Genomic DNA, 22,713 nt, shown 5'->3' with positions numbered 1-22,713 from the left:
CCCACGCGGTGGCGGGTCCCAAGGTGGGCGTGCTTCATTCGGCAGCGATGGCGAACGGCGAATCCGCGTCCGGTTCGGCCGGATCGGCTGCGAACAAGGTCGCATCCTCATTCGCCATGGCCGGTGCATCCGGCGCATCGGGTTCGAGCGGTGCCGGCGTCCGCAGCGGCTCGGCGAGCCAGCCGCTGCCGTCGAGCATGGTCTCGGCCTCGCGCGCCATGTCCGGCTTTTTGAGCCCTGCGAGACGCGCCGAGACCTCGGCACCCTTGGCCTCCTCGACCGCCGAGAGGATGCGCGCCTTGGTCACCCGGCCGAGATAATTGTCGACCGTCGCCGTCCAGCCGGCCTCCACCGGGTCGAGCCCGGATGCTCGCGCCAGGACATGCGAATGGGCGATGCGCCCGGCGACCGTGCGCGGCGAGCGTGTCCCAAAGCTGTTCGGGGTCGTCGGGCAGGCGCTGACCCCAAGCCTCGTGGCGCTGCTCAATGGCCTGCGCCGACAGGCTGTCGCCGAGTCCGGGCGCATGGATGCCGAGGCTCCCGCCGCGCACCGCAATCTCGACGCAGCTTTCGGTGCCGGCATAGCGGTAGAAGCCATCGAGCACGAGCGCGTGGAGCACGGCGGCGAACGCCACCCCGGGGCTGAGCGCGACGGCGTTGCGCAGCGCCAGCGTGCGCCAGGTCGTGAGTTCGGTCACCAGCCGGTCGGGAAGCGGCTTGCCCGGGTCCTCCTGTTCTTCCTCGTCCTCGCCCGCGTCCGGAGCCGTCAGCTCACCGCCACCGCCCATCGCCTCCTCATCGGCGTCGGCGCGCTCGGCCAAGGCATCCGGGTCCGGCACCTCGTCGTCGACGATCTCGACGCCGGGCTCGTCCTCGGGGCGGACATAGCCGCGGTCGATGTCGAGGCCGCCCATCCGGTCGATGCTGACGAACACGCCCGCGCGCGCCACTCCCTCGGGATCATAGGCCAGGGGGCGTTCGACGATCGCGGCGATCTCCTCGTCGATGGCGGTCACACGCGCGTCGATCTCGTCGGGGATCTCGGGCTTGCCCGACCAGTCGTTCTCAAGCTGCTCGGCTTCGCGGCGCAGCGCCTCGAGCCGGGCTTCCTGTTCGTCGGTGAGCGGCGGCTGCTCGCCTTCGAGCATGCGCATGCCGGCATCGGCGTCGTAGGGAAACTCGACCGCGACGGCGATCCACTTCCACCCCTCACCGGCGATGCGGTCCGCCTCGGCCTTGAGCTTTTCGTCGACAAGGGTGTCGAGCAGGGCGACGTCCTGGACCCAGCCGCCGTCATCGGCCTCGAACAGGTCGCGCAGCACGTAGCCGCCGGCCGCCTGATAGGCGTCGAGACCGATGAAGCGGACGCGCTTGTCCGATGCGCGCACCGTTTCCTCGGTGAGCTTGTGCCGGATCATCCAGGGCTGCTTGTTGTGGCTCGACTGGAGCAGTTCCCAGACCTGCTCCTGCCGCGCATGGTCCTCGGACACCGAGAAGGCCATGAGCTGCTCGAGCGTCATGCCGTCCTCGGCATAGATGTCGTGCAGCCGGGGCGAGACCGAGGCGAGGCGGAGACGCTGCCTGACCACCGCGGGCGTGGTCATGAAGGTCGCGGCGATCGTCTCGACATCGCTGCCCTGGCCGGCGAGCTGCTGCATCGCGCGAAACTGGTCGAGCGGGTGGAGCGCTTCGCGGTGGGTGTTCTCGGCGAGCGAATCCTCCTCGGCCGAGATCTCGTCATCCTCGCGCACGATGCACGGCACCGGCGCCGTGCGCGACAGGCGCTTGGCCTTGACGAGTTGCTGCAGCGCCCGGAAGCGGCGGCCGCCCGCCGGCACCTCGAACTTGCCGGTCTCGGCGCCGGACTCGTCGCGCTGCGCGCGTACCGTCAGACTCTGGAGTAGCCCGCGCCGGGCGATGTCGGTGGCGAGCGCGTCGATCGAGACGCCCGCCTTCACGCGCCGGACATTGGACTGGCTGAGCACCAGCTGGTTGAAGGGAATGTCGCGCGAGGCACTGAGCGCGATTTTGGTCGGCTTGGTCATGGGTCTTCTCCATGACGGGCGGCCGGGAGCCTCTCTCTCGACCCTCAACCCGTCATGGCGACGGCGCAGCCCTCTCCCTTTGGGGAGGACCGCGCCGGACCCGCGGGCAGGGGTTGCGGATGTCAGGCGGCACCCGCGAGCAGCTTCGCCGCCTTGCCCTCGAGCTCGAGCCGGGCGTCCTGATGGGGCTTGTCGCGTGCGACCGCGGTGATGCCCTGGACGAAGTCGAAGATGGACGCGGGCGGATGGCCCTCCTCGTCGAGCACCGTGGCGATGATCCTGCCGGTCTCCGCTTTGGAGAAGCCGCGCTTGCGCAGGAAGTCCTGCCGGTCCTCGTCGCTGCGCGCGACCACCCGCTGGCGCGCGGCCATGATGCCCGACATGAAGGGCGCAGGCGAGGAGTCGGCGAAAGTCTCGAGCGCAGGTGCCGCCTCATGCGCGAAGCGGTTGGCGGCAAACTTCGAGTGGCGGATGCTGATCTCCTCGAAGCCCTCGGCGCCCCAGATGTTGCGGTTCATGCAGACCGCGCGCAGATAGAAGCTCGCCATGCCGAGCGTCTTCGAGCCGACCTCGCTGTTCCAGCAATAGAAGCCGCGGAAATAGAGGTCGGGGTCGCCGTTAGGCAGCTTGCCGGCTTCGATCGGATGCATATCGTCGACGAGGAACAGGAAGACGTCGCGGTCGCTCGCATAGAGCGTGGTCGTGTCCTTCGTCACTTCGACGAACGGGTTATGGGTCATGGTCGACCAGTCGAGCGTGCCCGGTACCTTCCAACGCGTGTCGCCGGTGCCGTTGCCCGCGATCCGCATCACCGCCGCGACCAGCTCGTGATCCCAGATCCGGCCATAATCTGGACCGGTCACGGCGCGCAGCTCGGTGCGCCCGTCCTCAGTCTCGAGCGTCTTGATGAGCTCGCCGCGATGGGTGAGCAGGCCGTGCTGCAAGTTGATGCCCGAGAGCGGTGCAGGCAGCTGGCGCAGATAGCCGGACGGCGCGCCGACCAGGCCGCAGAGCTGACCAAACGACCAGTGGGTCGGCGCCACGGCATCGTCACGGCCGGGGAGCAGAAGCGCCAGCCGCTCGGGATCGTCGCGGCTCGCCTCCACCCGAACTTCGCGGGTCTCGACCGTCCTGGTCGAGGCGCGCCGGGCCCGCGCCTCGACCGCCGCATGAAGCTCGGTGAGCGACAGGAAACGCTCGTCGTCGGGCCGCGAGAACCATTCGGAGGAGACGCGGCCGATGCGTTGCCCGCGCGAGATATCGACCTTGTACGCACCCGAAGCGGCACGGGCGGCGGGAGCGGGGTGGTGATCGATGATGGTTGCCATGGGGTTTCTCCGCGACGGGCGCCGGAGACTCTCTCTCGGCCCTGACCCGTCACGGCCGGCACGGCCCCTCTCTCCCTCTTCAGGCGGGGCGTTGCGGGGCGCGGCCCCGCAGAAGGGGTACGGCAAGACCCTGGCTTGCCGTCAGGGGAAAGCCTTCCCCTCCTGACCGGCGCAGGGTGGGAACCGACGCGAATCTCGTCGATTCATCACCAGGAGGAGAGAAGTTATGAGCGACGACACTAGCCTGCGTGCGCCCCAGGATGCTTCCCGCATTGCGATGGGCGAGGATTATGAAGTGCGCTACTGGACGAACAAGTTCGGGGTGAGCCGCGAACGGTTGCAGGAAGCCGTCGATGCGGCCGGCAACAGCGCTGCTGCCGTGGAGGCCTATTTGAGGCGCTGACCGGCAGGCAGTTCAGTCGTCCTTTTCCATCAGATGCTGATGATAGGCGCACAGCGTTCGATCCGGGTCGTCCAGCATGTCCGCGACCGGAATAGTAGTATGACAGATCGCACACCGGCCTTCTGAGGCATATGTGAATCCGCAATTGGCGCACAACGCCTCGAAGTCGATGAAGGTGTCCTTCCCGCAATCGGGACAGGGGTAATAGGGCCCGTCCTCGCCAGCGTCCTTGGCGCGCAGATAGGCTTCGGCGCCGAGCGCGTCGTCGATGCTCCTCTCGATCACGTCGCCGACATCGAGCCCCGCGCCGCACGCCCGGCACGACAGTTCGGCATCGTCCTGGACCGTGTTCTCGGGATCGGCTTGCTGGACGAGGTTGGACTCGCATTCCGAGCAGACCAGCTTCGCATCCGATATCGTGCCCGACCGCCAGTCAATCGCCTCCAGCGTCCGCTGGCAAGCTGCCAGCTCCGCAGCGAACAGCTCGCGGCTCTGGAGCATGTCGTTCCACTCCTCGCCCAGCAAAATCGCGGGGTCCTCGTCGAGCAGCCGAAACAGCTGCCCGGCGGCAGGGAAGCCCTTGGCGATCGCCTCAACGATCGCGGCGCGCCCGAGCGGCGAGAATCGGTGCTCGATATCGTTGCGGATCTTGTTGAGACCGGCGAGCAACGCGGGATCGAAGGCGATGCCAAGATCGCGAAAGCGGCGCCCGATCGTCTGGAAGTCGATCGTGGTCTGGCCTTCGGGTACGATCTCGACCGTCCCGTTCGGTCCGGCCTGCGGTCGCAGCTTCGCCGCGAGGAGCAGGTCGGGGTCCTCGTTGGGGAAGCGGCGGACCAGCACAGCCTTGGCGAGGAGCAGGATGCCGGCATAATAGTTGCGGACAGCACTCAGGTGACGGTGATCGTCGGGCGAGCGGTAGTCCTGAACCCCGATGCGGATGCTGGCCACCGCGTTGTCGAGCAGCGCGTTCATGATTCAGCTGTCGCCATAATTGCAGCGATAGCTTGCTGGGTAGGTCCGACCAAGCCCGGCAAAATTCGTATCGCCGTCGCTATGCACGGCAAGCCGGCATTCGGCGCCGAGCGGCTGGTGGGCATACAGATCGAACATCTTGCTGTCATAGCGGCAGCCGAGCGACCGGCCGTAGGCGGCGATCACGGCGGCTCCCGCAGCCGAACTGCTCCAGGTCTTTATCATCGGGACTGCGAACTCGAGGACCCGCGGCCGCCCGATCGTGCGCAGCAACGCCTGGAGTTCGGGGTCGCGCTGCCAGAAATAGACCGCTTCGCCGCCCCAGCTTTCGAGGAGAAGTTCGACCCCGCTGTCGTCGGACTCATGGGGGTGCGAAACCATCCAGAACTTGTTGGCGCGCGAGCCCAATATGTCATGGTGGAAGGGGCTGCCCGCCAGCAACCGCTCCGCGGTCGCCGCATCGAATGTGCCTGCCGCCACCTGCGCGGCCAGGCGCGCGCGCAAGCTGTCCATGGTCGACAAATGGACGCCGTCCCTGCGCAGGGCGGCGACCTCAGCGTCCGTCATCCGCGTATAGTGCCACGCCCGGATGGTGCGCTCCCCCATGAGCCGTCCAACATGATCGGAGATCGCCATGAAGATTCCGGAATAGGGGTTCTCGGAATAAGGCATGGTGTGGTCCGAGGCCTCACGCTCGAGCCAGTGCCGACGCGAAGTGTCCATGAAGTTGCGAATATCCTCGGCATGCACATCTAGGTCTTCGCGCAACTCGCGATCATAGCTGGCGATGTCCCAGACATCGATGGGGGTGGCACGGGTCATTGCGCACGAATGATAGGGGCGGCGGGCGTCTGGCGACAGCGCAATAGCGCGCGCGGCGAGGTGAAGGACGGATGGCGAAACAACCTAAGGCCGCGCGAAAGGCGCCCGCACTCGACACGCTCAAGCGCTTGTTCGCGCTTTCCGGCAATCAATGCGCGAAGCCAGGCTGCGGCACGACGTTAATGTCCGCTGATGGCAAGCTGGTCGTAGAGGTCGCGCACATCGCCGCCGAGAGTCCAGGCGGCCCGCGCTTCGATGCCAAACTCGGCCCGGAAGCGCGGCGCGCCTTTGACAATCTGCTGCTGCTCTGTCCGACCTGCCACACGCTGGTCGACAAGGATGCGCAAAAGTACAAAAAGTCGATGCTGCGCAAATGGAAGCGGGACCGCGAGGCGCGGTTTGAAGCCGTCGGCGATCTGCTTCAGAAATCCTACCTTAACGAAATCTCCGACGACGCCGAGACGGTCGGCTCGACATTGCCTACGACCTTGGCACGCTACATCGCCTTCCTGGAAACCAGGGACGAAGAGCCGTTCATAGACAGCGATACGCCCGGGGAGATTGCGGAGTTTGTGGAAAGGCTGCGTCACCTGCGCTCAGACGATCGCCAGTTAATGGTTGCGATCATCGAAAAGGCGCTCGCATTGGGAGGGCGCCGCGAGAACGAGTATGGGATTTCTGTCCATACCGACGATCTCAAGACCATTCGCATCAATCGCGCGCGTCTGTCGGACTACAAGATCGACAAGCTTGGGAACACGCTGGCGCGCCATCAGCTTGGCTCGCTCGACACCGACTGGCAGGATTGCCATCTCGCGATCCTGGCGCCCGGTATCGATCTCCGCTGGTCGCAGCTGAAGGCGTTCGTCGAGGAGGTTGATGCGACCCTCGACAACCTGTTGGTCGATCTCAAATTCGGCCTGCTCGATTGACGCGCCAGATGCTCGCCTGCCCATGACGCTGCTCGCGCCTAGACTGATTGCTCCCGACAGCTCGCATTGGGCGAACTGGCTGGATGCGACCCGTTCGCCGGATCTCGATCGTCGAAGCCGCGCGGCCAGCCTGCACGCGCGGCTCGTCGAACAGGGGCGCATCCCGCTGCTCAGCTGGCATCACCTCGAAGAGCTGCTCGGTCATGAAGATCCTGAACGCGCTCGCGCTAGAATGAGTGCCCTGCAGCAGTTGCCCATGATCGGCTGGCTACGCCTGCCGGGCGAGGAAGCCGGCCTCGGCTCCATCGCCCAGGTTCTGGCGGCCGAGGCCATCGCAGCGAGCGAAGGCAATTGCGGACTGTTTGCGATCCGGGATCGTGCCCGCACCCTGCTCCTCCGCACCGGCACCGGGAGGCAGGCGGTCGGAGAGCATGGCTGGGTCTGGGACGCGATTCGGCCGGTGTTGCGCGCGCGCCGGGACAGCTCGGCCATGGTGGCGGCGCTCGGGCCGCTTAGAAGCTTCGACGAGAGCAAGACAATCGGGGAACTCGCCAAAGGCAGCATCGCCTCGCCCGAACGAATGCGTGTTCAATTCGGCGCGATCCGTGCCGCAGCGGTTGAGCAGGCGCTGCGGGGGACGGACGGAGACCGGGCCAGGGCTGAAGCGATGGCCGACGCGTTCATGCAGCGGGTTCTGGCGATGATGCCCCCACCTGGAACCAGCGTACGCGAGCTGCTGGTTGTGACGCTCACCGGCCAAGGTGTTGACGTGGCAGAGATACGTGACGACTGCGTGCTCGCCGACCTCAGCCGGCTGGGGATGTTTCGCAGCCAGCTCAAGGCCGTCGCGTCGCTGACCGGCCAGCCGTTCGAGACGCTCAAGCAGGTGCCGATGGACGAGCTGCCCAGTCGTGTCATTGGCGAGGCGCTTCGAATGCATGGCCAGCCGCGCGAGAAATTGCCTGCCAGCGATGTCAATGACGCACATCTTGCGGTGCTCGCGGCCTATTGCGATGTCCTTTATGTCGACAAACGCACAGCGGAAGATTTCCGGCAGGCGCGGCAGAAGGATAGCCGCCTCGACGGACTCATCGGTGAGATCGCTAAGGGCGCCGACTTCGAGGTGCTGCTTGGCGTCGCTGGCTAATCGCATTCGGCGGCGCGCTCACGCGTCCCTTGGCGCGTTTGAGCGCGCGCCTATCTTAGGGCGGTGAGCAATCCGCCCAGGCCTTCCAAGAAGCATCACTTCGTGCCGCAAGCGCAACTGCGTCACTTCGCGCGCGATGCCACGCGAAAATCGATCTGGGTTTTCGACAAGAGCAGCGGCAGAGCATGGGTCAGCTCGATCCTAAATGCCGGCTCGGAGAACGACTTCAACAGCGTTCAGCTAGACGCAGGCAAATGGAATTTCGAGGACCTGTTCCAAGACGTCGATAGCCGCTCTGCCCGCCTCGTATCACAGATTGTCGATCGGCGCTCGGTGGGCTGGTTCAAACCCGGCGACCGGGTCGCACTGATCGATCTTTTCGCTACCCAGATTCTGCGCACGCACTTCGCCCGCACTACGCCGCGCCACCTCGGAGCCCGGATGCGCGACCTGGTACGCGGTCTGGGCTTCGACCCCGACGCGGATCCCGCGATGGCGATGCCGAGCGATGCCGCGCTGCGGCTCGGCGCCGTACGGTCGTTTCTGCAACGGGACCGGATAGCGATATCGATGGTGCGGCTCGTCCCAACGCTGTTCGCCGCGCCCGCCGGGCAGCACTTCATCTTGTCCGACGATCCCGTCGCGATGGCGAACGCCTTCCCTTATGGCGATATCGGGCTCCAGGCGCATGGGATTATCGCATGCCTGCCGATCGCTCCCGATCTCGCGGTTGCGCTGGTCTGCCCGACCATCGTCAGCCGTTATGAGGCGATCGACCAGGCCGAGATGGAAGCCGGCCAACGCGCGCGCATGGAAGCCTATCGACAGGGCTTCAGGACGGGCGAGGCGATCGAGATCGAAGCCGCGGAGCTCGATGGCTGGAATCACCGGCAGGTCGCTCGGAGCGCCCGCTATCTCTACGCAGCGATCGACGATTTCGACTTCGCGCGGCAGATTCTCAACGAGGAACCCCAGCTCCGCTCGGTCGAGACGCATGTCGAGCTCGGCGAGATGGGGCGCCCGCCCCCAGCGCGGAAGAACATGGCGGCGGGCTGGCAGCTGGTGATCCAGGGCGTTGCCGATCACTGCGTCTTGCCCATCGTCGAGTTCGACAAATCGGGCGAGGGGCTCACGGCACGCACGACCAGCCTGAAGCTCCTCGAGCTGGTCGCGGCGGACAGCGGCGAGATCCGTGCCGAGCTTTATCAGGACGGCAGGCCGCGCAGATCGATCGGGGCGGCATGCCTCGAGCGCTTCGGAGCGGCAGACGAGGGGTGGTTCCGGGTGGTGCACAACGACGAAGGGCTCCGTGCGCTCATGCGCAAGCTTGACAGTGAACGCTGACGCGCTCGCACGGCAAGGGCCCGCCCGGCAGGTGTGTCACTAGTGGAAGTCATGGCTGCGCACCTTGATCAGATCCTCGGGATCGGCGCCGTTCGGGAAAGGCGGCGAATAGAGGTCGCGCGGCTTCCAGCCCGGATCGCCGCGGTCGGGGCTGCCGGCATGGGTCGCGCCATCGCCGCGGCCGAAGGGCACGGGCATATCCATCCTTCCGATCGAGCGCAGCATCTCGTCGCGCGGGACCACGCGATCGACGATGACATGGATGACCTGGCCTTCCTTCTGGAGCCGCCCGCGCAGTGACACCATGGATGCCGACATCACCGCGCGGCGCTGCTTCTCGAACCGGTCGGGCCAGAGGATGCCGTTGGCGACGCCGGTTTCGTCCTCGATGGTGATGAACAGCACGCCGCGTGCCGACCCGGGACGCTGGCGGACGAGGATCACGCCCGCGACCTCGACTTGGCGCCCGTCGCGGATCGAGGCGAGATCGCCGCAGCGCACGATCTTTTCGGCGGCGAGCTGCTCTCGCAGGAAGGACAAAGGATGCGCGCGCAGCGACAGCTGCAGCGAGCGATAATCCTCGACCACCTCGCGGCCGTCGGTGAGCGGCTGGAGCGTGACACGCGGCTCGAGGCCCTCGGGCGAGAAGCCGCCTTCGCGGGCATCGGCCGCGGCGAACAGCGGTAGCGGCGCTTCGCCGAGGCCCTTGACCTTCCACAGACCCTGGCGGCGATCCTCGGCGATGCAATGGAAGGCGTCGGCCTCGGCGAGCCGTTCGATCGCGGCGCGCGGCACGCCGGCGCGCCGCCAGACCTCCTCGACGCTTTCATAAGCCGCATCGCCCCGCGCCACCGCGATCGCCGCGGCATGGACATTGGCGAGCCCGCGCACCTGACGAAAGCCGAGCCGCACGGCGAGATGGCGCCCGCCCGGCGTCGGCGCCTCGAGCGTGCAGTCCCAATGGCTGTGGTTGATCGAGACCGGCCGCACCTCGACGCCGTGCAGCTGCGCATCGCGGACGATCTGGGCGGGCGCATAGAAGCCCATCGGCTGGGCGTTGAGCAAGGCCGCGCAGAACACGTCGGGATGATGATGCTTCATCCAGCACGAGGCATAAGCGATCTTGGCGAAGGAAGCGGCGTGGCTCTCGGGAAAGCCATAGCTGCCGAATCCCTCGATCTGCTTGAAGGTGCGCTCGGCGAAATCCTTGGGATAGCCGCGCGCGACCATGCCCCCGACCAGCTTGTCGTAGAAATGGCTGACCCCGCCGGTCAGCTTGAAGGTCGCCATGGCGCGGCGCAGCTGATCGGCCTCGGCGGCGGTAAAGCCCGCGCCGACGATCGCGACCTTCATCGCCTGCTCCTGAAACAGCGGCACGCCAAGCGTCTTCTCGAGCACGGCGCGTAGCTCGGGCCTGGGATATTCCGGCTTCTCCTTGCCTTCGCGGCGGCGGAGATACGGGTGGACCATGTCGCCCTGGATGGGGCCGGGCCGGACGATCGCAACCTCGATGACGAGGTCGTAGAATTTGGTCGGCTTCATCCGCGGCAGCATCGACATCTGCGCGCGGCTCTCGATCTGGAAGACGCCGAGCGTGTCCGCCTTCTGGATCATCTTGTAGACGTCGGGATCGTCGTCTTGAAGATCGGCCATGCCGACTTTCACGCCCTTATGCGCCTTGAGCAGGTTGAAGGCGCGGTTCATGCAGCCGAGCATGCCGAGGCCCAGCACATCGACCTTCATGAAGCGGAGCGCGTCGATATCGTCCTTGTCCCATTCGATGATCTGGCGGTCCTCCATCCGCGCGGGCTCGATCGGCACGAGATCGTCCAAGCGGTCTTGGGTGAGCACGAAGCCGCCGGGATGCTGGGAGAGGTGGCGCGGGGTGCCGATCAGCTGGCGCGCGAGGCGCAAGGTCAACTTGAGGCGATGGTCGTTCGAATTGAGGTTGAGGCTCGCGATCTGCTCGTCGGAGATGCCGTCCATCGACCAGCCCCAGACCAGCCCGTTCAGCATCTTGGTCAGGTCGCGCGGCAGCCCCAATGCCTTGCCGACCTCGGCAACCGCGCCGCGGGTGCGGTAGCGCGTCACCACCGCGGTCAGCGCGGAGCGATGACGGCCATAGGTCTCGTAGATCCACTGGATGATCTCTTCGCGGCGCTCATGCTCGAAATCGACGTCGATATCGGGCGGCTCCTTGCGCTCGCCCGAGACGAAGCGCTCGAACAGCAATTCGTGCTGGATCGGGTCGATCGACGTGATGCTGAGCAGAAAGCAGACGCAGCTGTTCGCGGCCGAGCCGCGTCCCTGGCAGAGGATGCCGCGACGGCGGCTCTCGTCGACGATCGAGCGGACGGTGAGGAAGTAAGGCGCGTAGCCGAGCTCGCCGATCAATTTGAGCTCGTGGGCGATCTGGTCGGCATAGGCCGAAGGCACGCCGTCGGGGAACTTCGCCGCCGCGGCCTCATGGGTCAGGATCGTCAGCGCCTCCTGTGCGGACTTGCCTGCCATCACCTGCTCATAGGGATATTGGTAGCGGATCTCGCCAAGATCGAAGGTGCACATCGCCGCGATGTCGGCGCTCGCCGCAATCGCATCGGGGACGGCGGCAAAGCGGCGTTCCATCTCGGCGGGCGACTTCAGGTGCCGGTCCATGAACCGCTCGCGCCGGAAGCCGAGCGCATCGACGGTGGTGCGCTCGCGAATCGCGGTCACCACGTCCTGCAGCGGACGCGCCTCAGGAGTGTGATAGAGCACGTCGCCGGTCGCGACCGCGCGCACGCCCGTCTCGCGGGCGAGCGCATCGAGGGCATGGAGCCGCTCGAACTCGTCGGGCCGACGGCGCAGCGACAGCGCGCAATGAGCGCGCGCGCCGAACAAGGCGGCCAGATCGAGCAAATGGCCGCGGGTGACGGCGTCGGCGAGGTCCGGCAGCAGGATCGCGACCAGCCCCTCGGCATGATCGGCAACGTCGCTCCAGTCGAGGATGCAAAAGCCCTTGCCGCCGCGCGCCTTGCCGCGCGACAGCAATCGGGTGAGCCGCGACCAGGCCTTGCGATCCGTCGGATAGAGCAAGAGCGCGCGCCCGTCGGTCAGATCGACGCGCGCGCCGGGGATCATCCGCACGCCGGTCGTCTTCTGGCCGTCCCACCCGCGCACGACGCCGGCGACGCTGCCCCAGTCGCATAGCCCGAGCGCACGATGGCCCTGCAACTGCGCGGCGGCGAACAATTCCTCGGGCGAGGAGGCGCCCCGCAGAAAAGAGAAATGGCTGGTCACCTGCAGTTCGACATAGGTCGTCATCAGCCGAAGAACCCGTGCAGATACCAGCTGAGGTCGCCGGTCTCCGGCACGACGCCGTCGCCGCGGCGGAACACCCAGAAACGCTGCCCGCCTTCGACCTCGACGCGGAAATAGTCACGCACCGCCCAGAGCTCGCGATCGGTCCGCCACCATTCGCCATGGATGCGCTCGGGCCCGTCGCCGGCAGTGACCGCATAAGGCTTGCCCCGCCAGGTGAAGCGGCGCGGCGGATGGTCGGGAAGCAGGGCCACGACATGGCTGAGTTGTTCGGGGCGCCGGAGCAGCCGGACCGGGCGCTTCCAGGCCGGCCAGCCCGAGGCGGCGGCAAGCGGGCCGGCGCGCCGCACGGCGCGCTCGGGCACATCGCTTTGCTCGAGGGTGAGGCGGAACACCGCCTGCTCCCCGGCGCGCCCGGCAAGCTGGTCGATCGCGGGGGCGAGATCCGGCGCATCGCCGCTTTCCGGCAGCAGCGTGTCGCCAAGACGCGCACCGAGCGGTTCGCTGTGCGGGACGGTGAGATGCATCGCCTCGATGCCGAGCCCCGGATCGATGCGATCGAGCTTCAGGCCGAACATGCGCACGAGATGCTTGGCGTCGCGGGTGGTGCGCGATGCGCCGATCGCGATCCGCCGGTCGGCGCCGTCGACGCGGACGGCGGTCAGCACGACGCTGCGAACCCCGAGTCCCCGCTGCTGGAGGACCAGCACCAGGTCGTCGACCAGATCGGCGATGACCTGCGCGATCGCTTCGGCGGTTCCGATCGGCTCGAGCAGCCGGCGCGTGACTTCGGGCGCCTCGAACGGGATCAGCGCGACGATCGGCTCGGCCGCGCGTCCCAGCGCCTGGTCGAGCCGCTCGACGGCGGCAAGGCCGAGGCGGCGCGCCAGCGGGCCGCGCGGCATCGGATAGAGATCGCCGACACGTTCGAGCCCGAACCGCGCCGCGGCAGCGAGCGCATCGGGCTGGAGGCGAAGCGCGGCGATCGACAGGCCCGCCAGCGCCGAAGCTTCGGTGGATGGCGGCAGGATCGTGATCGGCGCACCGCCATAGCGGGCGAGGGCATGGGCAGCGCCCGGCGTGCCGGCGATGGCGATCGCGCCCGAGAAGCCGAGCCGCGCGAGAAAGCGCAGCACGTGACGACAGAAGCGTGGCTCGCCTCCGAACAAATGGCTGGCGCCGGTCATGTCGAGCCAGATGCCGTCACTGCCGGACACGCTGGCGGTGGGGGTCCAGTGCGTGACGGCATGGAGCGCGAGACGATCGAGCCAGGCGCAGTCGGCCGCGGGGTCGGCATCCTGGACATCGAGATCGCCGACCAATGCGCGCGCGTGGGCGGCCGCCATGCCGGGCGCGAGGCCCAGCCCCAGCGCGACCGGGCAGGCGGCGGTCACCATCTCGCGCTGTCCGACCCGCTCGATCAGCACCGTCGGGCGGCCCCATAAAGGCATCGCGACTGGCGCGCGTGCAGCACCGGCCGGGCCTCCTTCGTCCGGCCGCATCGCACGAAACGGCGGATCGGCGGGCTCCGATCGCCGGCCGAGCACGCGCATGGGCGGTCGCTGGTGCTCGGGAAGGCGTGCGATCTGCTCTTCGATATCGGCGCCTTTGGCCGCCCCGTCGCGCGCCCAGCGTGCGCCGGGACGCCAGCCGCCGCCGCGCGGCACCGAACAGGCACCCGGGTCATCGTCGACAGGCGGCAGGATCGGCGCCGGGGACCAGGCGCGCTCAGGCGGCGCGGCTGGTCGCCGCAACCGGCGCAGCCGCTCGATCGCGAGCTGCGGCAGGTAGAGCGAGGCGACCCGTGTCATCGCATGCCTCGAGAATGAGAGAGAAGGGATTGCCGCCACGCTGGCGGACGAGTTCGACCGACCAGCGGCCCCGGCTGACGCCGGGATAAGCGAGTCTGGCCGAGGGCGCGCAGCCGATGCGCCAGCGCGTGCAGGCGGCTGAGGGTTTTTCGTTCGGGTCGCGCGCTGCCCGCGCCCAGCGGCGCAACAGCAGCATCGGGGTGTGGCCGTCGGCGGCAGCAAGCTGGAGGCGGCGCGTTGCGGTCTGGTCGGCGGCTTTCACCTCGGCGACAACCGCAGCGAAGCTGCCAAGGCGCAGACAGTCTTCGGCAAGCGCGAGCGCCATCGTCTCGTCTCGCGCCTCCAGATAGAGGAGCTTTGAAGGCGGGATGCCGGCCTGCTCAAGCCCGGGCGCATACAGGTCGAACCGGGTCAGCGCCCAGGCGATCGACGCCGCCGGCGAATCGGCGAAGCGCGCCGCGATGCCCGCGACGAACAAGGTCGCCGCCGCATCGTCCCCAAGCGTCGGTGATGCCGCGGCGATCTCATGCAATCCGCCGCCATCGATCCCGCCAAGGGCAAGCCTCGAGTCGAGCGCCTCGATCCCGAACGGCAGCAGCCGCGCATCACTCGCCTCAGGCGCGGCTATGCGCGCCTTCAGCTCAGCAAGCAGGCGCGCGCGATCGGTCTCGGCAAAGGCAGCTTCGGTTGACATAAGGGAATAACGACTCGTTCGTTCCCATTATGTTCCGCCAGAATCCACGTGGCCGTCAAGCACCTAGAATCGGCTAGGATCGTTGCGGTCGCCCAATTTTCGTTAGCGGCGACGCCCTTCCACCCGTGGATTGGCTGCAACTTCCACCACGCTGCCATCAGGCAACCGTGAGCTTCAGATCTTCCGTCGGGTCTTATCCGGATTTTTAGTGGCCGCCTTCGCTGGACGAATCGACGCGTCCCAGCGCACACTGCCGGAAAGACAATATTCGAAGTAGGGGGATGAGAGGTGGGTGAAGATCTGGGGGCAGACGCCGTCGAGCCGATTCCACAGGTAACGCGCCCACTGCACCTCTTGACGACCGACATCCTGCTGGCTGACTTGATTTCGGGTCGTCAAATCGTGACCGAGACGCAGCAGTCGTTTCTATTATCGACCGATCATGCGCGTTCTGTCCTCAACTGGTATCGTAACAGTCGAGCTAAATGGGCGAGCAATCTCAGCCTACCCGATTGCGAGGCGATGATCGACAGCATCGCGGCGTCTCCGCCGACAATGCCTGCGCCACCCGCATCGAGCGCCGGAACCGGCAAGGTACTGCGCCTCGCCAAGGTCGTAGCCCATCGCTTCGGAGGACTTCACGCCTATGGGGAGGTTGCGGACCCGCCGGAAGATTTCGTGTTCATGCCGGACCGTCCGATCACGCTGTTCGAGGGCTGGAACGGCTCGGGCAAAACCTCGATCGCGAACGCGATCATATGGTGCCTCACGGGGAAGATTCTGCGCGCGCAGCGACTTCCGGAAGATGGTGGCCAAGAGTTCAATTGCACGATCGACCGCGGGGACGCGGATGCTACCGCGCACCTGCTCACGCCCGTGACGCCGCTGCCGGACGGAGGCGTGTGGACGCCAGATGCCGATGTGAAGGTGGTTCCTGCCGACACCTGGGTTGAACTTACTTTTGTCGATGAAGACGGAAACGCCCTGCCGTCGATACGGCGAACTCAGTCACGCAAGCAAAACGGCAAGCTGCTCGAAACCGCCCCTTTGCCCGCTGAACTCGGCGTCGATCCGATTGCGTTTCGAATGGGCACAACGATGCCTGGGATGCTTCCCTTCCTTCAAGTCGGCAGCGCATCCGAACTAGGCCAAGCCGTAGCCAAGTTGACCGGACTCGCTGATCTGGTCGATCTCGCCAAGCATGCAAGCAAGGCATCGGTGCGCATCGGTGGACCGATCACGAACGAGCGCAATGAAGAGCTCACGCGGATCGAGGCCCAGTTCCTGCAGGAGCGCAAAGACCTCGCGGAGCGTATCGCCGCCTTTCCGGAGATGGCGCCCGACGGCGCGTTGCCGCTTCTCACCAACGAGAAAGCGGCCGAAGCGATCGACGCGCTGACCCGGCACTTCGAAACGCTCAAGGCGGAAGGGCTTGCCGCCGCCAAGGACGTCCTCGGTGACGGTTTCGACGCGGAAGATGCCGGGCAGCGCGCCGACCTCGAAAACGGCATCGCTCCGGCGATCGAGCAGCTCAAGAAGATCACTCAGCTTCCCAGTATCGAGCGCCTTGCAAGGTTGAAGCTCGATTCCGGCGACCGTGAGGCCGCTCGCAAACTGCTTGCGGACCTGGGAACGGAGTCGGAAAAGCTGGCGGAACTGGCGAACAACCCGACGCTTGCGCGACGGACGCAATTGTATGCGCGCGTGTCCGCATGGAAGACGGAACACGCTGACGATTGCGACGACAGCTGTGCCGTATGTCGCGGGTCACTCGCCGGCGTGACCGATCCGGACACGGGCATCGGCGTTTCCGATCACCTCGAACAGGTTCGCAAGGACAGCGCCCTAGTCTCGAAGACCATCCGGCAGTGGGTTGAGCATTGGACCGGGCTGTTGGCCCGCGATCTTCCAGCGGTGCTGCGCAACGAGCTCGAACGAGATCTTCCCGAAACCCCAGCCGAACTGCTGCGTAGCGGGCTGATCGATGACCTGTTCGCCACTGACGCGTTCACCGGAACGCTCGGCGCGCTCCGACCGGCCGCGGAATCTTTGGTGAGCGCGTCGATCGACGCACTGCCAGCTTTCGAAGAACCCGCCGTCCAGCCGCTTCCCGCGATCCTCGAGGATAGTACCAGCGCGCTGAAAGTGAAGCTCGGGCGCATTGGCCGCGCTTTCGCTTTTATCGACTGGATGGAGACACACCGCGAAGCGCTCCTCGCGGTCCTCAATTCCGTGCGAGCCGGTGCCTCCGATGAAGCCGGGGCCGGTGAAGCAATCGGCGCCAAGCTCGAGAAGCTCGCATTCATCGTCAAGGGCGTCGCCCCGATGACGGCGGCGATCGATCTAACCGGTCGATTGGCAAAAAGCTTGGTCAGCCATCGGCGGAAGGCCGACCGGATCAAGGCGGGCGCCGATACGGCAGCCGCCCTTGCGGAGATCGTCCCGATCGGAGCGCTCGCACAGGCGCAGGTCGACGGACTGCGCGAGCTTCTCCACGATCGCGCAGACTATTGGCGGGATCAGGTCTATCGCAACGCGACCACCTTCGCGCCCGCGCCGCAGCAGACGAGTATGGACGCGAAGGGTGTGATCGATATTCACGTGGGTCGCGAGGGTGTGCAGGCGCCAGCGCAGCATATCTCCAACGCATCGGCCCTCCGCGCGGGCTTGTTCGGCTTCTTTCTCGCGTTCCGCGAGCACGTTCTTAAAACCAGTGGTGGTCTTAGTCTGCTTGTCCTGGACGACCCTCAGGAACTGCTCGATGCGGAAAACCGGCAGCGGCTGGCCGGTGCAGTGACGAAGCTCGCGCAGAAGGACGCCCAAGTCATCGCGACAACACACGATCGCGCGTTCGCCCGCACCTTGGTCGCGGAAGCCCGCGGCAAGGATCTGATCGAACATCGTGCGATCCATCCCGTGCATGCGTCGCGCCGGACCATGGAAACATCGCTCGCCAAGGAGGAACTCGATAAGAAGCGCGAGGGGTTCACCAAGAATGTCGATAGTGCGCCGCATGCGCAGGATTACGCGAACGAGGCGCGAATCTATCTCGAGACTCGGCTCGGCGACCTGTTCGACGACCCGACCTATCCTGCTTATACGACCACGACCAAGGCGCCAACGCTGAACCCTCTGTTCGACCGCCTGAAGGGCCTAGTGAACGGTAAGGCAAACGAGCTTTTTCAGAGTCCCGTTCTCGCCCGGTTTTGCGCGGATGCGGCGTTGGCGTCAGGGGCAGAACCTCGCCGAGTGCTCAACGAATCGCACCACAACAAGGCGAGCATCAGCTATGCGGATGTCCAGCGCGTCGATGCCGACCTGAAGAGACTTCGCACCGGCGTCGAGGAAGTTCATGAGGAGTTTCGACGTTTTCGGCTGCGCGAGAAACTGACGGAGGCGCAGCCTAGCAACGTCGTAGCGCTGCGCCCCGCCGCCGTCCCGGCGTTCGAGATAGAAGTTTGCCAGGATATCGCAGCCTTTACCGGCCAGGTGCCCAGCGGCGGCAGCCAAGACGATGCTTGTGAGCTGTTCTCGAGCACCTGGTTTGCCGACAAAACCTTCTATTATGTCCGGCACAACACGATGGGATTCGCGATCCCCGCCGGTGCCGTTGCAATAGTTGAGTCCGAACCTGCTCCGGGCAGGGATCATAATTTGGTGGTCGCGCGTCGCGGAAAGCAAACCTATGCGCGCCGACTTCTGCGACCGGCGAACGGGGATGGCCTGTCACTCGCAGCGGAAGCGCCCGATCCCCAGCAAAGCCGGGCGACCTTGACGTTCGATGGCCACGCGATGAAAATTCACCGCGTCGTCGGCGCGCTTTTCGTGAACCTGCCGCCGCCTGAGGGCCGCGATGAGGCGACACTTATCGAGAGCGTCCCTGCTTTGGCCCGCATTGAGGTCGCCTACCGGGTACGGGAAGACAGCGCGGTGCCGTTGGCGCTGCCCAGGCAGACGATTTTGGGTGGCGCTAGATTGACGGCTGCGGAACTCGACGGTCGTGAAGGCGAGCTGATCGCAGTGACGCTGGATGATGGAACCAGCATTTTCAAGCGTGTGGGTCGGCGACTATCCGGTAGGCTAGCCCACCTTCGACAGTTCGAGACAATTGGCGGACTCGGGGATTCTGCAGTCATTGCTACTGAGGCCGTCGATGAGGGTCCGGATCTGCCAGTTATGCTATTCGCGCGACCGGTCATTGGGGTGATCTACGACCTTTGAGGCACGCTCAGTCCGAGCGCGGAGACGCGCCGCCGCAATCGGGCGAAGCCCAGTCTTTCGAATTACGGTCGAGCAATTAGCTGCAATGTTGAAGGATCGCGCTCGCCACCAAACCAGCGATCAAGCGCGGCCGCGAACAGCGGCGTTGGCCCCGCCGCCTCGAACAATGTCAGCGACGAGCGCAATTTCATCGCATCGACCGCTCCGAAGACCGCGACAGGATTGCTGATGCCGAGGTCCTGAAGTCCTCCGACACACTCGATGTACCGGCGGCCGAGCACGGGGTGATCCAGATAGGCCTGTGCCTCCGCCAGTGAGCGGATGCCGAAGAAGCGTGCCGTTTCGCTGCGCCCGAGCCCGGCGAGCTGGGGGAAAATGAACCACATCCAGTGCGAGCGCTTGGCGCCGCGGCGGATCTCGGCGAGCGCGGTCGCATAGATCGGCTCCTGGGCTTCGACGAAGCGCTCGAGCGACAGATCGTCGGCTAAGGTCACAGCAGCGCGGCCTGCGCGGGCGCCGGCGGAAAGACGCGCACCACGTCCAGGCTTCCCTTTGGCAGGGCAACCAGCACGTTGTCGGCGGGAACCTGGGGGTCGAGCCACGCCGCCCAGCGATCGCGGGGAAGCGGCACGATCTGGCGGGAGTGGTAAGGCGCTACATCCTCGCCGGGTTCGATCGTCAGCATGGTGAAGGCCTCGCCGACCGGGCTCTCCCTCCAGATGCCGGCAATGCAGAACCAGCGATGGCCGGCGAGGGTGAACAGCCATTTGTCCTGGCGCTTCTGCTTGGGATCCTCGGGCTTGGTGAACTCGTAGAAGCCGTCGGCGAGGATCAGGCAGCGATTCGAACCGAACTGCCGGCCCTCGGCACGGAAATTGTAGACCGGCTTGCCGCCCGGGCCGGGCCAGCTCCAGCGTCGGTTGACGAGTTCGCCACCATTGGCGCCGCTGCGCACGATCGGCGCCACATCGGTGATCTTGATGTCCTCGCGGGCAGCCACGTTCGGTGTACCCTCGGGCAGGTCGATCTTGATCTTGAGGTCGTCGAAGTCCTCCATGATCCAGGCAATGTCGACCTCGAGCCGGTAGTCATTGCACATCGATATACTCCGATTTGCGCCGCGGGTTCGTTCGCATTATGTTCTCACCATGAAAGCGAGTCCCTTCGAGTCGGAAGCGCCTCTCGGCAGCCGTCGCGCCATCATCCGGCGAAACCCGGACAACGTGCAAGAGATCGAGATGATCGAGGCGGCGTGGGGCATGCATCTCGGTGAGGACGGCGCAAAGCCCTTCAAGTTCCTCCGCTCGGAGGGGAAGCAATTCCGGACCCATCGTTGCCTCGTCCCAGCGAGCGAGTTCCAGGTCAAGAATGGCGACCGGCGGTTCCGCGTCACGCTCGAGGACGGCAACTTCTTCTATCTCGCCGGCGTGTGGCAACCGCCCATCGATGGCCGGCCGACGAGCTTCGCCGTCATCACGATCGAGGCCAATCCCGACGTGTTCTTCTACCAGGAGCGTCAGGGCGCGGTGCTGCTGCGCCGCCAGAACATGGCGTGGCTCGACCTTAGCGTACCGCAGGACGAACTGCTCGTGGCGCTGCCCCCGCGCAGCTTCGCGATCGAGGAGATCCCCCCGCGTCAACCTGAGCTCCGGCAGGCAGAGCTGGCATTCTGAAGGATCCGGCATGATTCCGTTTCAATCGCAGATCGCTACGGTCACGCTGATCGCTGGTCCGATGGAGCGCCTCAACGCCGTGACGGTCAGTGCTGCGCAGCTTCAAGGCGCGCTGGAGCGCTTGGCGTTGCTCCGCGGTGATCTCCGTGACAAGCCGGTAGCCCAGGCGCTGGCGCTTCAGGCGTTCGCCGCAGAGGAGGCGTCCGCCGAGAATGACGCCGCGGCTGCGCTGCATGCCCGTATCGTGGCGCTCGTCAGGTGGACGGCCGCCCACGATCCACACCCGCCAGTCCGATGCAGAATCCGTGATCGAGGCGGCGTCGCGCTTTCCCCTCAGCGAGAGCGATGACGGGGTGATATTCGAGCCCGGCGGCTTCCAGGAGATGATCCTGTTTATCGAGGAACTGCCTTGGTGAGAGCCGCGCCCTCGCCGCGATCATAGCCCGGGCTCGATAGGCTCCATTGTTTATCCGCCATCTGTGGCGTATCGCAGCGGCAATGCCGCTCCTCCGTTCTAAGCCAGCATTGATGCCGCTTCTGGTCGGCTTGTTCGCCTTGGTTCAGATCATGTCGGCATGCGGTGTTGCCGCCGCCCCCGCCCCGATGCCGATGCAAGGTGTGCAAGCTGCAGCTTCGATGGACTGCCATGACGCGCCGCCAGCAAGGCCGGCAGATGACAGGGCACCGCATCAGAATCATCAGGTCGTCTGCGCCACCGGCTGCGTCGTAGTGCCGTCAGCGGCCACGCCATGCGCATCCCGCGCGCCTGATCGAGAAAGCACGCACGAGGCCAGAGCCAAGCGGCTCGTTGGTTGGGGGGGGCGCCCGGCACCGCCTCCGCCTCGAGAGCTGGTCGCCTGAATCGACCAAGCTCAATCAAGAGGACCCAATCACATGAAGACGTTCAAGTTCATTGCCGCGGCGTTCGCGCTCACCCTCTCCACATCCGCGTTCGCTGCGGCCGACTGCTGCAAGGCCGGCGCGGAATGCTGCAAGGAAGGGAAGGACTGCTGCAAGGAGAAGGACGGGAAGAAGTCCTGCTGCTGCGACGATATGAAGAAGGGCGGCGATCACACCGGCCACGACATGTCGGGCGCGCCGAAGAAGTAAGCAGGGAAGGGGAGCGCGAGGCGCTCCCCTTCTTGTTTCAGTGACGCGCGAAGACGCGCCGACCACCAGGCCCGAACGCCACCACTTCGAAATGGTCGGCCTTTATCCCGGGCACCTCCATCCCCGGCGAACCCATCGGCATCCCTGCGACCGCGAGGCCGCTCACGCCTTTCGGCCGGGTTGCCAGGGCGCGTTTCATGTCCGCGATCGGCACATGTCCCTCGAAGGTCATGCCGTCGATGATCGCGGTATGACAGGAGGCGAGATCCGCAGGCACGCCGCGCTGCTTCATGAATGCCTGGCGCTTCGCATCATCGACGATGCGCACCGCTCGGCCGAACTGCGCCTTCACCTGCTGCGCCCATTTCTCGCAGCACGGGCAGCCTGGATCGCGGTGCATCAGCACCGGGTCGGCAGCGATCGCCGCAGCGGGCATGGCGAAAGCGAAGGCGGCGGCGATCAAGCGAAGACGGTTCATGGGCATGTCCTGACGGTTCGCCCCTCCGCCCCCAAAGCCGGACGGAGAGGCATTGAGGGTCACTGGGCGCGCTTGCCGTGGCTGCGCAGCCACGCCTGAAGCTCGCCGATCTCGCGGTTCTGGTCGGTGACGGTCTTCGTCGCCATCTGGCGCACCTTGGGATCGCGAGATTCTCGAAGGACGATCTGGGACGTCTCGACGCCGCCACGGTGGTGCTCGATCATCTTGCGTACCCAGGTCTCGGTCGCATCCGCACCCGCCGCGCCCATCATGCGCTCATGCATTTTCATCTCGGCAGGCCCGTATGGGTTGGCAGCCGTAGGCTTCATCATCTTCGCGTGGGCCGAATGGTCCTGCTGCTGGGCCGTTGCGGCGGTCGCCATGACGCCAATGGCGACGGCGGCGGTGAAAACCTTTTTCATGGTCAAGC

The 22,713-nt window shown here is 65.9% G+C and carries 19 protein-coding genes; 8 read left to right on the top strand and 11 right to left on the bottom strand.

Annotated features, from left to right (window positions below):
* Positions 1-107: 107 nt before the first annotated feature.
* Positions 108-2,045 carry a ParB/RepB/Spo0J family partition protein gene (locus tag FBR43_RS12240; RefSeq protein WP_317128327.1) on the bottom strand — a complete coding sequence of 646 codons (1,938 nt, stop codon included), beginning with the start codon at positions 2,043-2,045 and terminating at the stop codon, positions 108-110.
* Positions 2,046-2,167: 122 nt separating this feature from the next.
* Positions 2,168-3,373, bottom strand: a complete 1,206-nt coding sequence (locus FBR43_RS12235; RefSeq protein ID WP_136943377.1) for a DUF932 domain-containing protein — start codon at positions 3,371-3,373, stop codon at positions 2,168-2,170.
* A gap of 226 nt (positions 3,374-3,599) precedes the next feature.
* On the opposite strand from FBR43_RS12235, the gene FBR43_RS12230 reads away from it, so the two are divergent.
* The gene (locus tag FBR43_RS12230; protein ID WP_136943376.1) at positions 3,600-3,776 is read left to right on the top strand and encodes a DUF3606 domain-containing protein; all 177 of its coding nucleotides are present in this window, start codon (positions 3,600-3,602) and stop codon (positions 3,774-3,776) included.
* 12 nt (positions 3,777-3,788) lie between these two features.
* Here FBR43_RS12230 and FBR43_RS12225 read toward each other — a convergent pair whose 3' ends face one another.
* On the bottom strand, positions 3,789-4,751 hold the full coding sequence (locus FBR43_RS12225) for a hypothetical protein (RefSeq protein WP_136943375.1): 963 nt from the start codon (positions 4,749-4,751) through the stop codon (positions 3,789-3,791).
* Between the two features lie 3 nt (positions 4,752-4,754).
* Positions 4,755-5,573: a hypothetical protein gene (locus FBR43_RS12220; RefSeq protein ID WP_136943374.1), complete on the bottom strand. Its 819-nt coding sequence runs from the start codon at positions 5,571-5,573 to the stop codon at positions 4,755-4,757.
* Between the two features lie 71 nt (positions 5,574-5,644).
* Here FBR43_RS12220 and FBR43_RS12215 point away from each other — a divergent pair, with 71 nt between their 5' ends.
* From FBR43_RS12215 to FBR43_RS12205, 3 genes are all read left to right on the top strand, one after another.
* A complete protein-coding gene (locus FBR43_RS12215; RefSeq protein ID WP_136943373.1) occupies positions 5,645-6,505 on the top strand; it encodes an HNH endonuclease signature motif containing protein in 861 nt (286 codons plus the stop codon).
* Between the two features lie 22 nt (positions 6,506-6,527).
* A complete protein-coding gene (locus FBR43_RS12210; RefSeq protein ID WP_136943372.1) occupies positions 6,528-7,652 on the top strand; it encodes a hypothetical protein in 1,125 nt (374 codons plus the stop codon).
* 63 nt (positions 7,653-7,715) lie between these two features.
* On the top strand, positions 7,716-8,996 hold the full coding sequence (locus FBR43_RS12205) for a DUF4238 domain-containing protein (protein WP_136943371.1): 1,281 nt from the start codon (positions 7,716-7,718) through the stop codon (positions 8,994-8,996).
* Between the two features lie 39 nt (positions 8,997-9,035).
* On the opposite strand, the gene FBR43_RS12200 is transcribed toward FBR43_RS12205, so the two are convergent.
* Genes FBR43_RS12200 through FBR43_RS12190 form a run of 3 tightly spaced genes read right to left on the bottom strand, consistent with a single transcriptional unit; the run spans position 9,036 to position 14,801 of the window.
* The gene (locus FBR43_RS12200; RefSeq protein WP_136943370.1) at positions 9,036-12,299 is read right to left on the bottom strand and encodes an error-prone DNA polymerase; all 3,264 of its coding nucleotides are present in this window, start codon (positions 12,297-12,299) and stop codon (positions 9,036-9,038) included.
* Positions 12,299-14,107, bottom strand: a complete 1,809-nt coding sequence (locus tag FBR43_RS12195; RefSeq protein ID WP_136943369.1) for a DUF6504 family protein — start codon at positions 14,105-14,107, stop codon at positions 12,299-12,301. Before FBR43_RS12195 ends, FBR43_RS12200 begins: the two co-directional genes overlap by 1 nt.
* Positions 14,025-14,801: an ImuA family protein gene (locus FBR43_RS12190; protein ID WP_249276575.1), complete on the bottom strand. Its 777-nt coding sequence runs from the start codon at positions 14,799-14,801 to the stop codon at positions 14,025-14,027. The genes FBR43_RS12195 and FBR43_RS12190 overlap by 83 nt, the downstream gene beginning before the upstream one ends.
* A 288-nt stretch (positions 14,802-15,089) precedes the next feature.
* Between FBR43_RS12190 and FBR43_RS12185 the strand changes: the two genes are divergently transcribed.
* Positions 15,090-19,022, top strand: a complete 3,933-nt coding sequence (locus tag FBR43_RS12185; RefSeq protein ID WP_249276574.1) for an ATP-binding protein — start codon at positions 15,090-15,092, stop codon at positions 19,020-19,022.
* Positions 19,023-19,084: 62 nt separating this feature from the next.
* Here FBR43_RS12185 and FBR43_RS16215 read toward each other — a convergent pair whose 3' ends face one another.
* Complete coding sequence (locus FBR43_RS16215; RefSeq protein ID WP_169542599.1) at positions 19,085-19,516, bottom strand: DUF1810 domain-containing protein; 432 nt, start codon at positions 19,514-19,516, stop codon at positions 19,085-19,087.
* Complete coding sequence (locus FBR43_RS16210; protein WP_169542598.1) at positions 19,513-20,121, bottom strand: SOS response-associated peptidase; 609 nt, start codon at positions 20,119-20,121, stop codon at positions 19,513-19,515. The genes FBR43_RS16215 and FBR43_RS16210 overlap by 4 nt, the downstream gene beginning before the upstream one ends.
* Before the next feature lie 124 nt (positions 20,122-20,245).
* Here FBR43_RS16210 and FBR43_RS12175 point away from each other — a divergent pair, with 124 nt between their 5' ends.
* From FBR43_RS12175 to FBR43_RS12165, 3 genes are all read left to right on the top strand, one after another.
* Entirely contained in the window at positions 20,246-20,695 is a 450-nt protein-coding gene (locus FBR43_RS12175; RefSeq protein ID WP_249276573.1) for an SOS response-associated peptidase family protein, read from the top strand.
* Positions 20,696-20,705: 10 nt separating this feature from the next.
* Positions 20,706-21,044, top strand: a complete 339-nt coding sequence (locus FBR43_RS12170; RefSeq protein WP_136943367.1) for a hypothetical protein — start codon at positions 20,706-20,708, stop codon at positions 21,042-21,044.
* A 545-nt stretch (positions 21,045-21,589) separates the two neighbouring features.
* A complete protein-coding gene (locus FBR43_RS12165) occupies positions 21,590-21,805 on the top strand; it encodes a hypothetical protein (RefSeq protein ID WP_136943366.1) in 216 nt (71 codons plus the stop codon).
* A gap of 37 nt (positions 21,806-21,842) precedes the next feature.
* Here FBR43_RS12165 and FBR43_RS12160 read toward each other — a convergent pair whose 3' ends face one another.
* Positions 21,843-22,289, bottom strand: a complete 447-nt coding sequence (locus FBR43_RS12160) for a DUF411 domain-containing protein (protein WP_394344050.1) — start codon at positions 22,287-22,289, stop codon at positions 21,843-21,845.
* A gap of 53 nt (positions 22,290-22,342) precedes the next feature.
* Positions 22,343-22,705: a DUF305 domain-containing protein gene (locus FBR43_RS12155; protein ID WP_136943365.1), complete on the bottom strand. Its 363-nt coding sequence runs from the start codon at positions 22,703-22,705 to the stop codon at positions 22,343-22,345.
* Positions 22,706-22,713 lie beyond the last annotated feature (8 nt).

Source organism: Sphingomonas baiyangensis (genome assembly GCF_005144715.1).
GTDB lineage: Bacteria > Pseudomonadota > Alphaproteobacteria > Sphingomonadales > Sphingomonadaceae > Sphingomonas > Sphingomonas baiyangensis.
Note: the sequence above shows the minus strand (reverse complement) of the source record. Positions and strands in the feature narration are given on the sequence as shown.

Coding starts and splice junctions, on each gene's coding strand:
- FBR43_RS12210 (WP_136943372.1), top strand. CDS start 6,528: ATGACGCTGCTCGCGCCTAGACTGATTGCTCCCGACAGCTCGCATTGG.
- FBR43_RS12240 (WP_317128327.1), bottom strand. CDS start 2,045: ATGACCAAGCCGACCAAAATCGCGCTCAGTGCCTCGCGCGACATTCCC.
- FBR43_RS12170 (WP_136943367.1), top strand. CDS start 20,706: ATGATTCCGTTTCAATCGCAGATCGCTACGGTCACGCTGATCGCTGGT.
- FBR43_RS12200 (WP_136943370.1), bottom strand. CDS start 12,299: ATGACGACCTATGTCGAACTGCAGGTGACCAGCCATTTCTCTTTTCTG.
- FBR43_RS12195 (WP_136943369.1), bottom strand. CDS start 14,107: ATGACACGGGTCGCCTCGCTCTACCTGCCGCAGCTCGCGATCGAGCGG.
- FBR43_RS12190 (WP_249276575.1), bottom strand. CDS start 14,801: ATGTCAACCGAAGCTGCCTTTGCCGAGACCGATCGCGCGCGCCTGCTT.
- FBR43_RS16210 (WP_169542598.1), bottom strand. CDS start 20,121: ATGTGCAATGACTACCGGCTCGAGGTCGACATTGCCTGGATCATGGAG.
- FBR43_RS12235 (WP_136943377.1), bottom strand. CDS start 3,373: ATGGCAACCATCATCGATCACCACCCCGCTCCCGCCGCCCGTGCCGCT.
- FBR43_RS12220 (WP_136943374.1), bottom strand. CDS start 5,573: ATGACCCGTGCCACCCCCATCGATGTCTGGGACATCGCCAGCTATGAT.
- FBR43_RS12230 (WP_136943376.1), top strand. CDS start 3,600: ATGAGCGACGACACTAGCCTGCGTGCGCCCCAGGATGCTTCCCGCATT.
- FBR43_RS12215 (WP_136943373.1), top strand. CDS start 5,645: ATGGCGAAACAACCTAAGGCCGCGCGAAAGGCGCCCGCACTCGACACG.
- FBR43_RS12225 (WP_136943375.1), bottom strand. CDS start 4,751: ATGAACGCGCTGCTCGACAACGCGGTGGCCAGCATCCGCATCGGGGTT.
- FBR43_RS12165 (WP_136943366.1), top strand. CDS start 21,590: ATGAAGACGTTCAAGTTCATTGCCGCGGCGTTCGCGCTCACCCTCTCC.
- FBR43_RS12160 (WP_394344050.1), bottom strand. CDS start 22,289: ATGCCCATGAACCGTCTTCGCTTGATCGCCGCCGCCTTCGCTTTCGCC.
- FBR43_RS12155 (WP_136943365.1), bottom strand. CDS start 22,705: ATGAAAAAGGTTTTCACCGCCGCCGTCGCCATTGGCGTCATGGCGACC.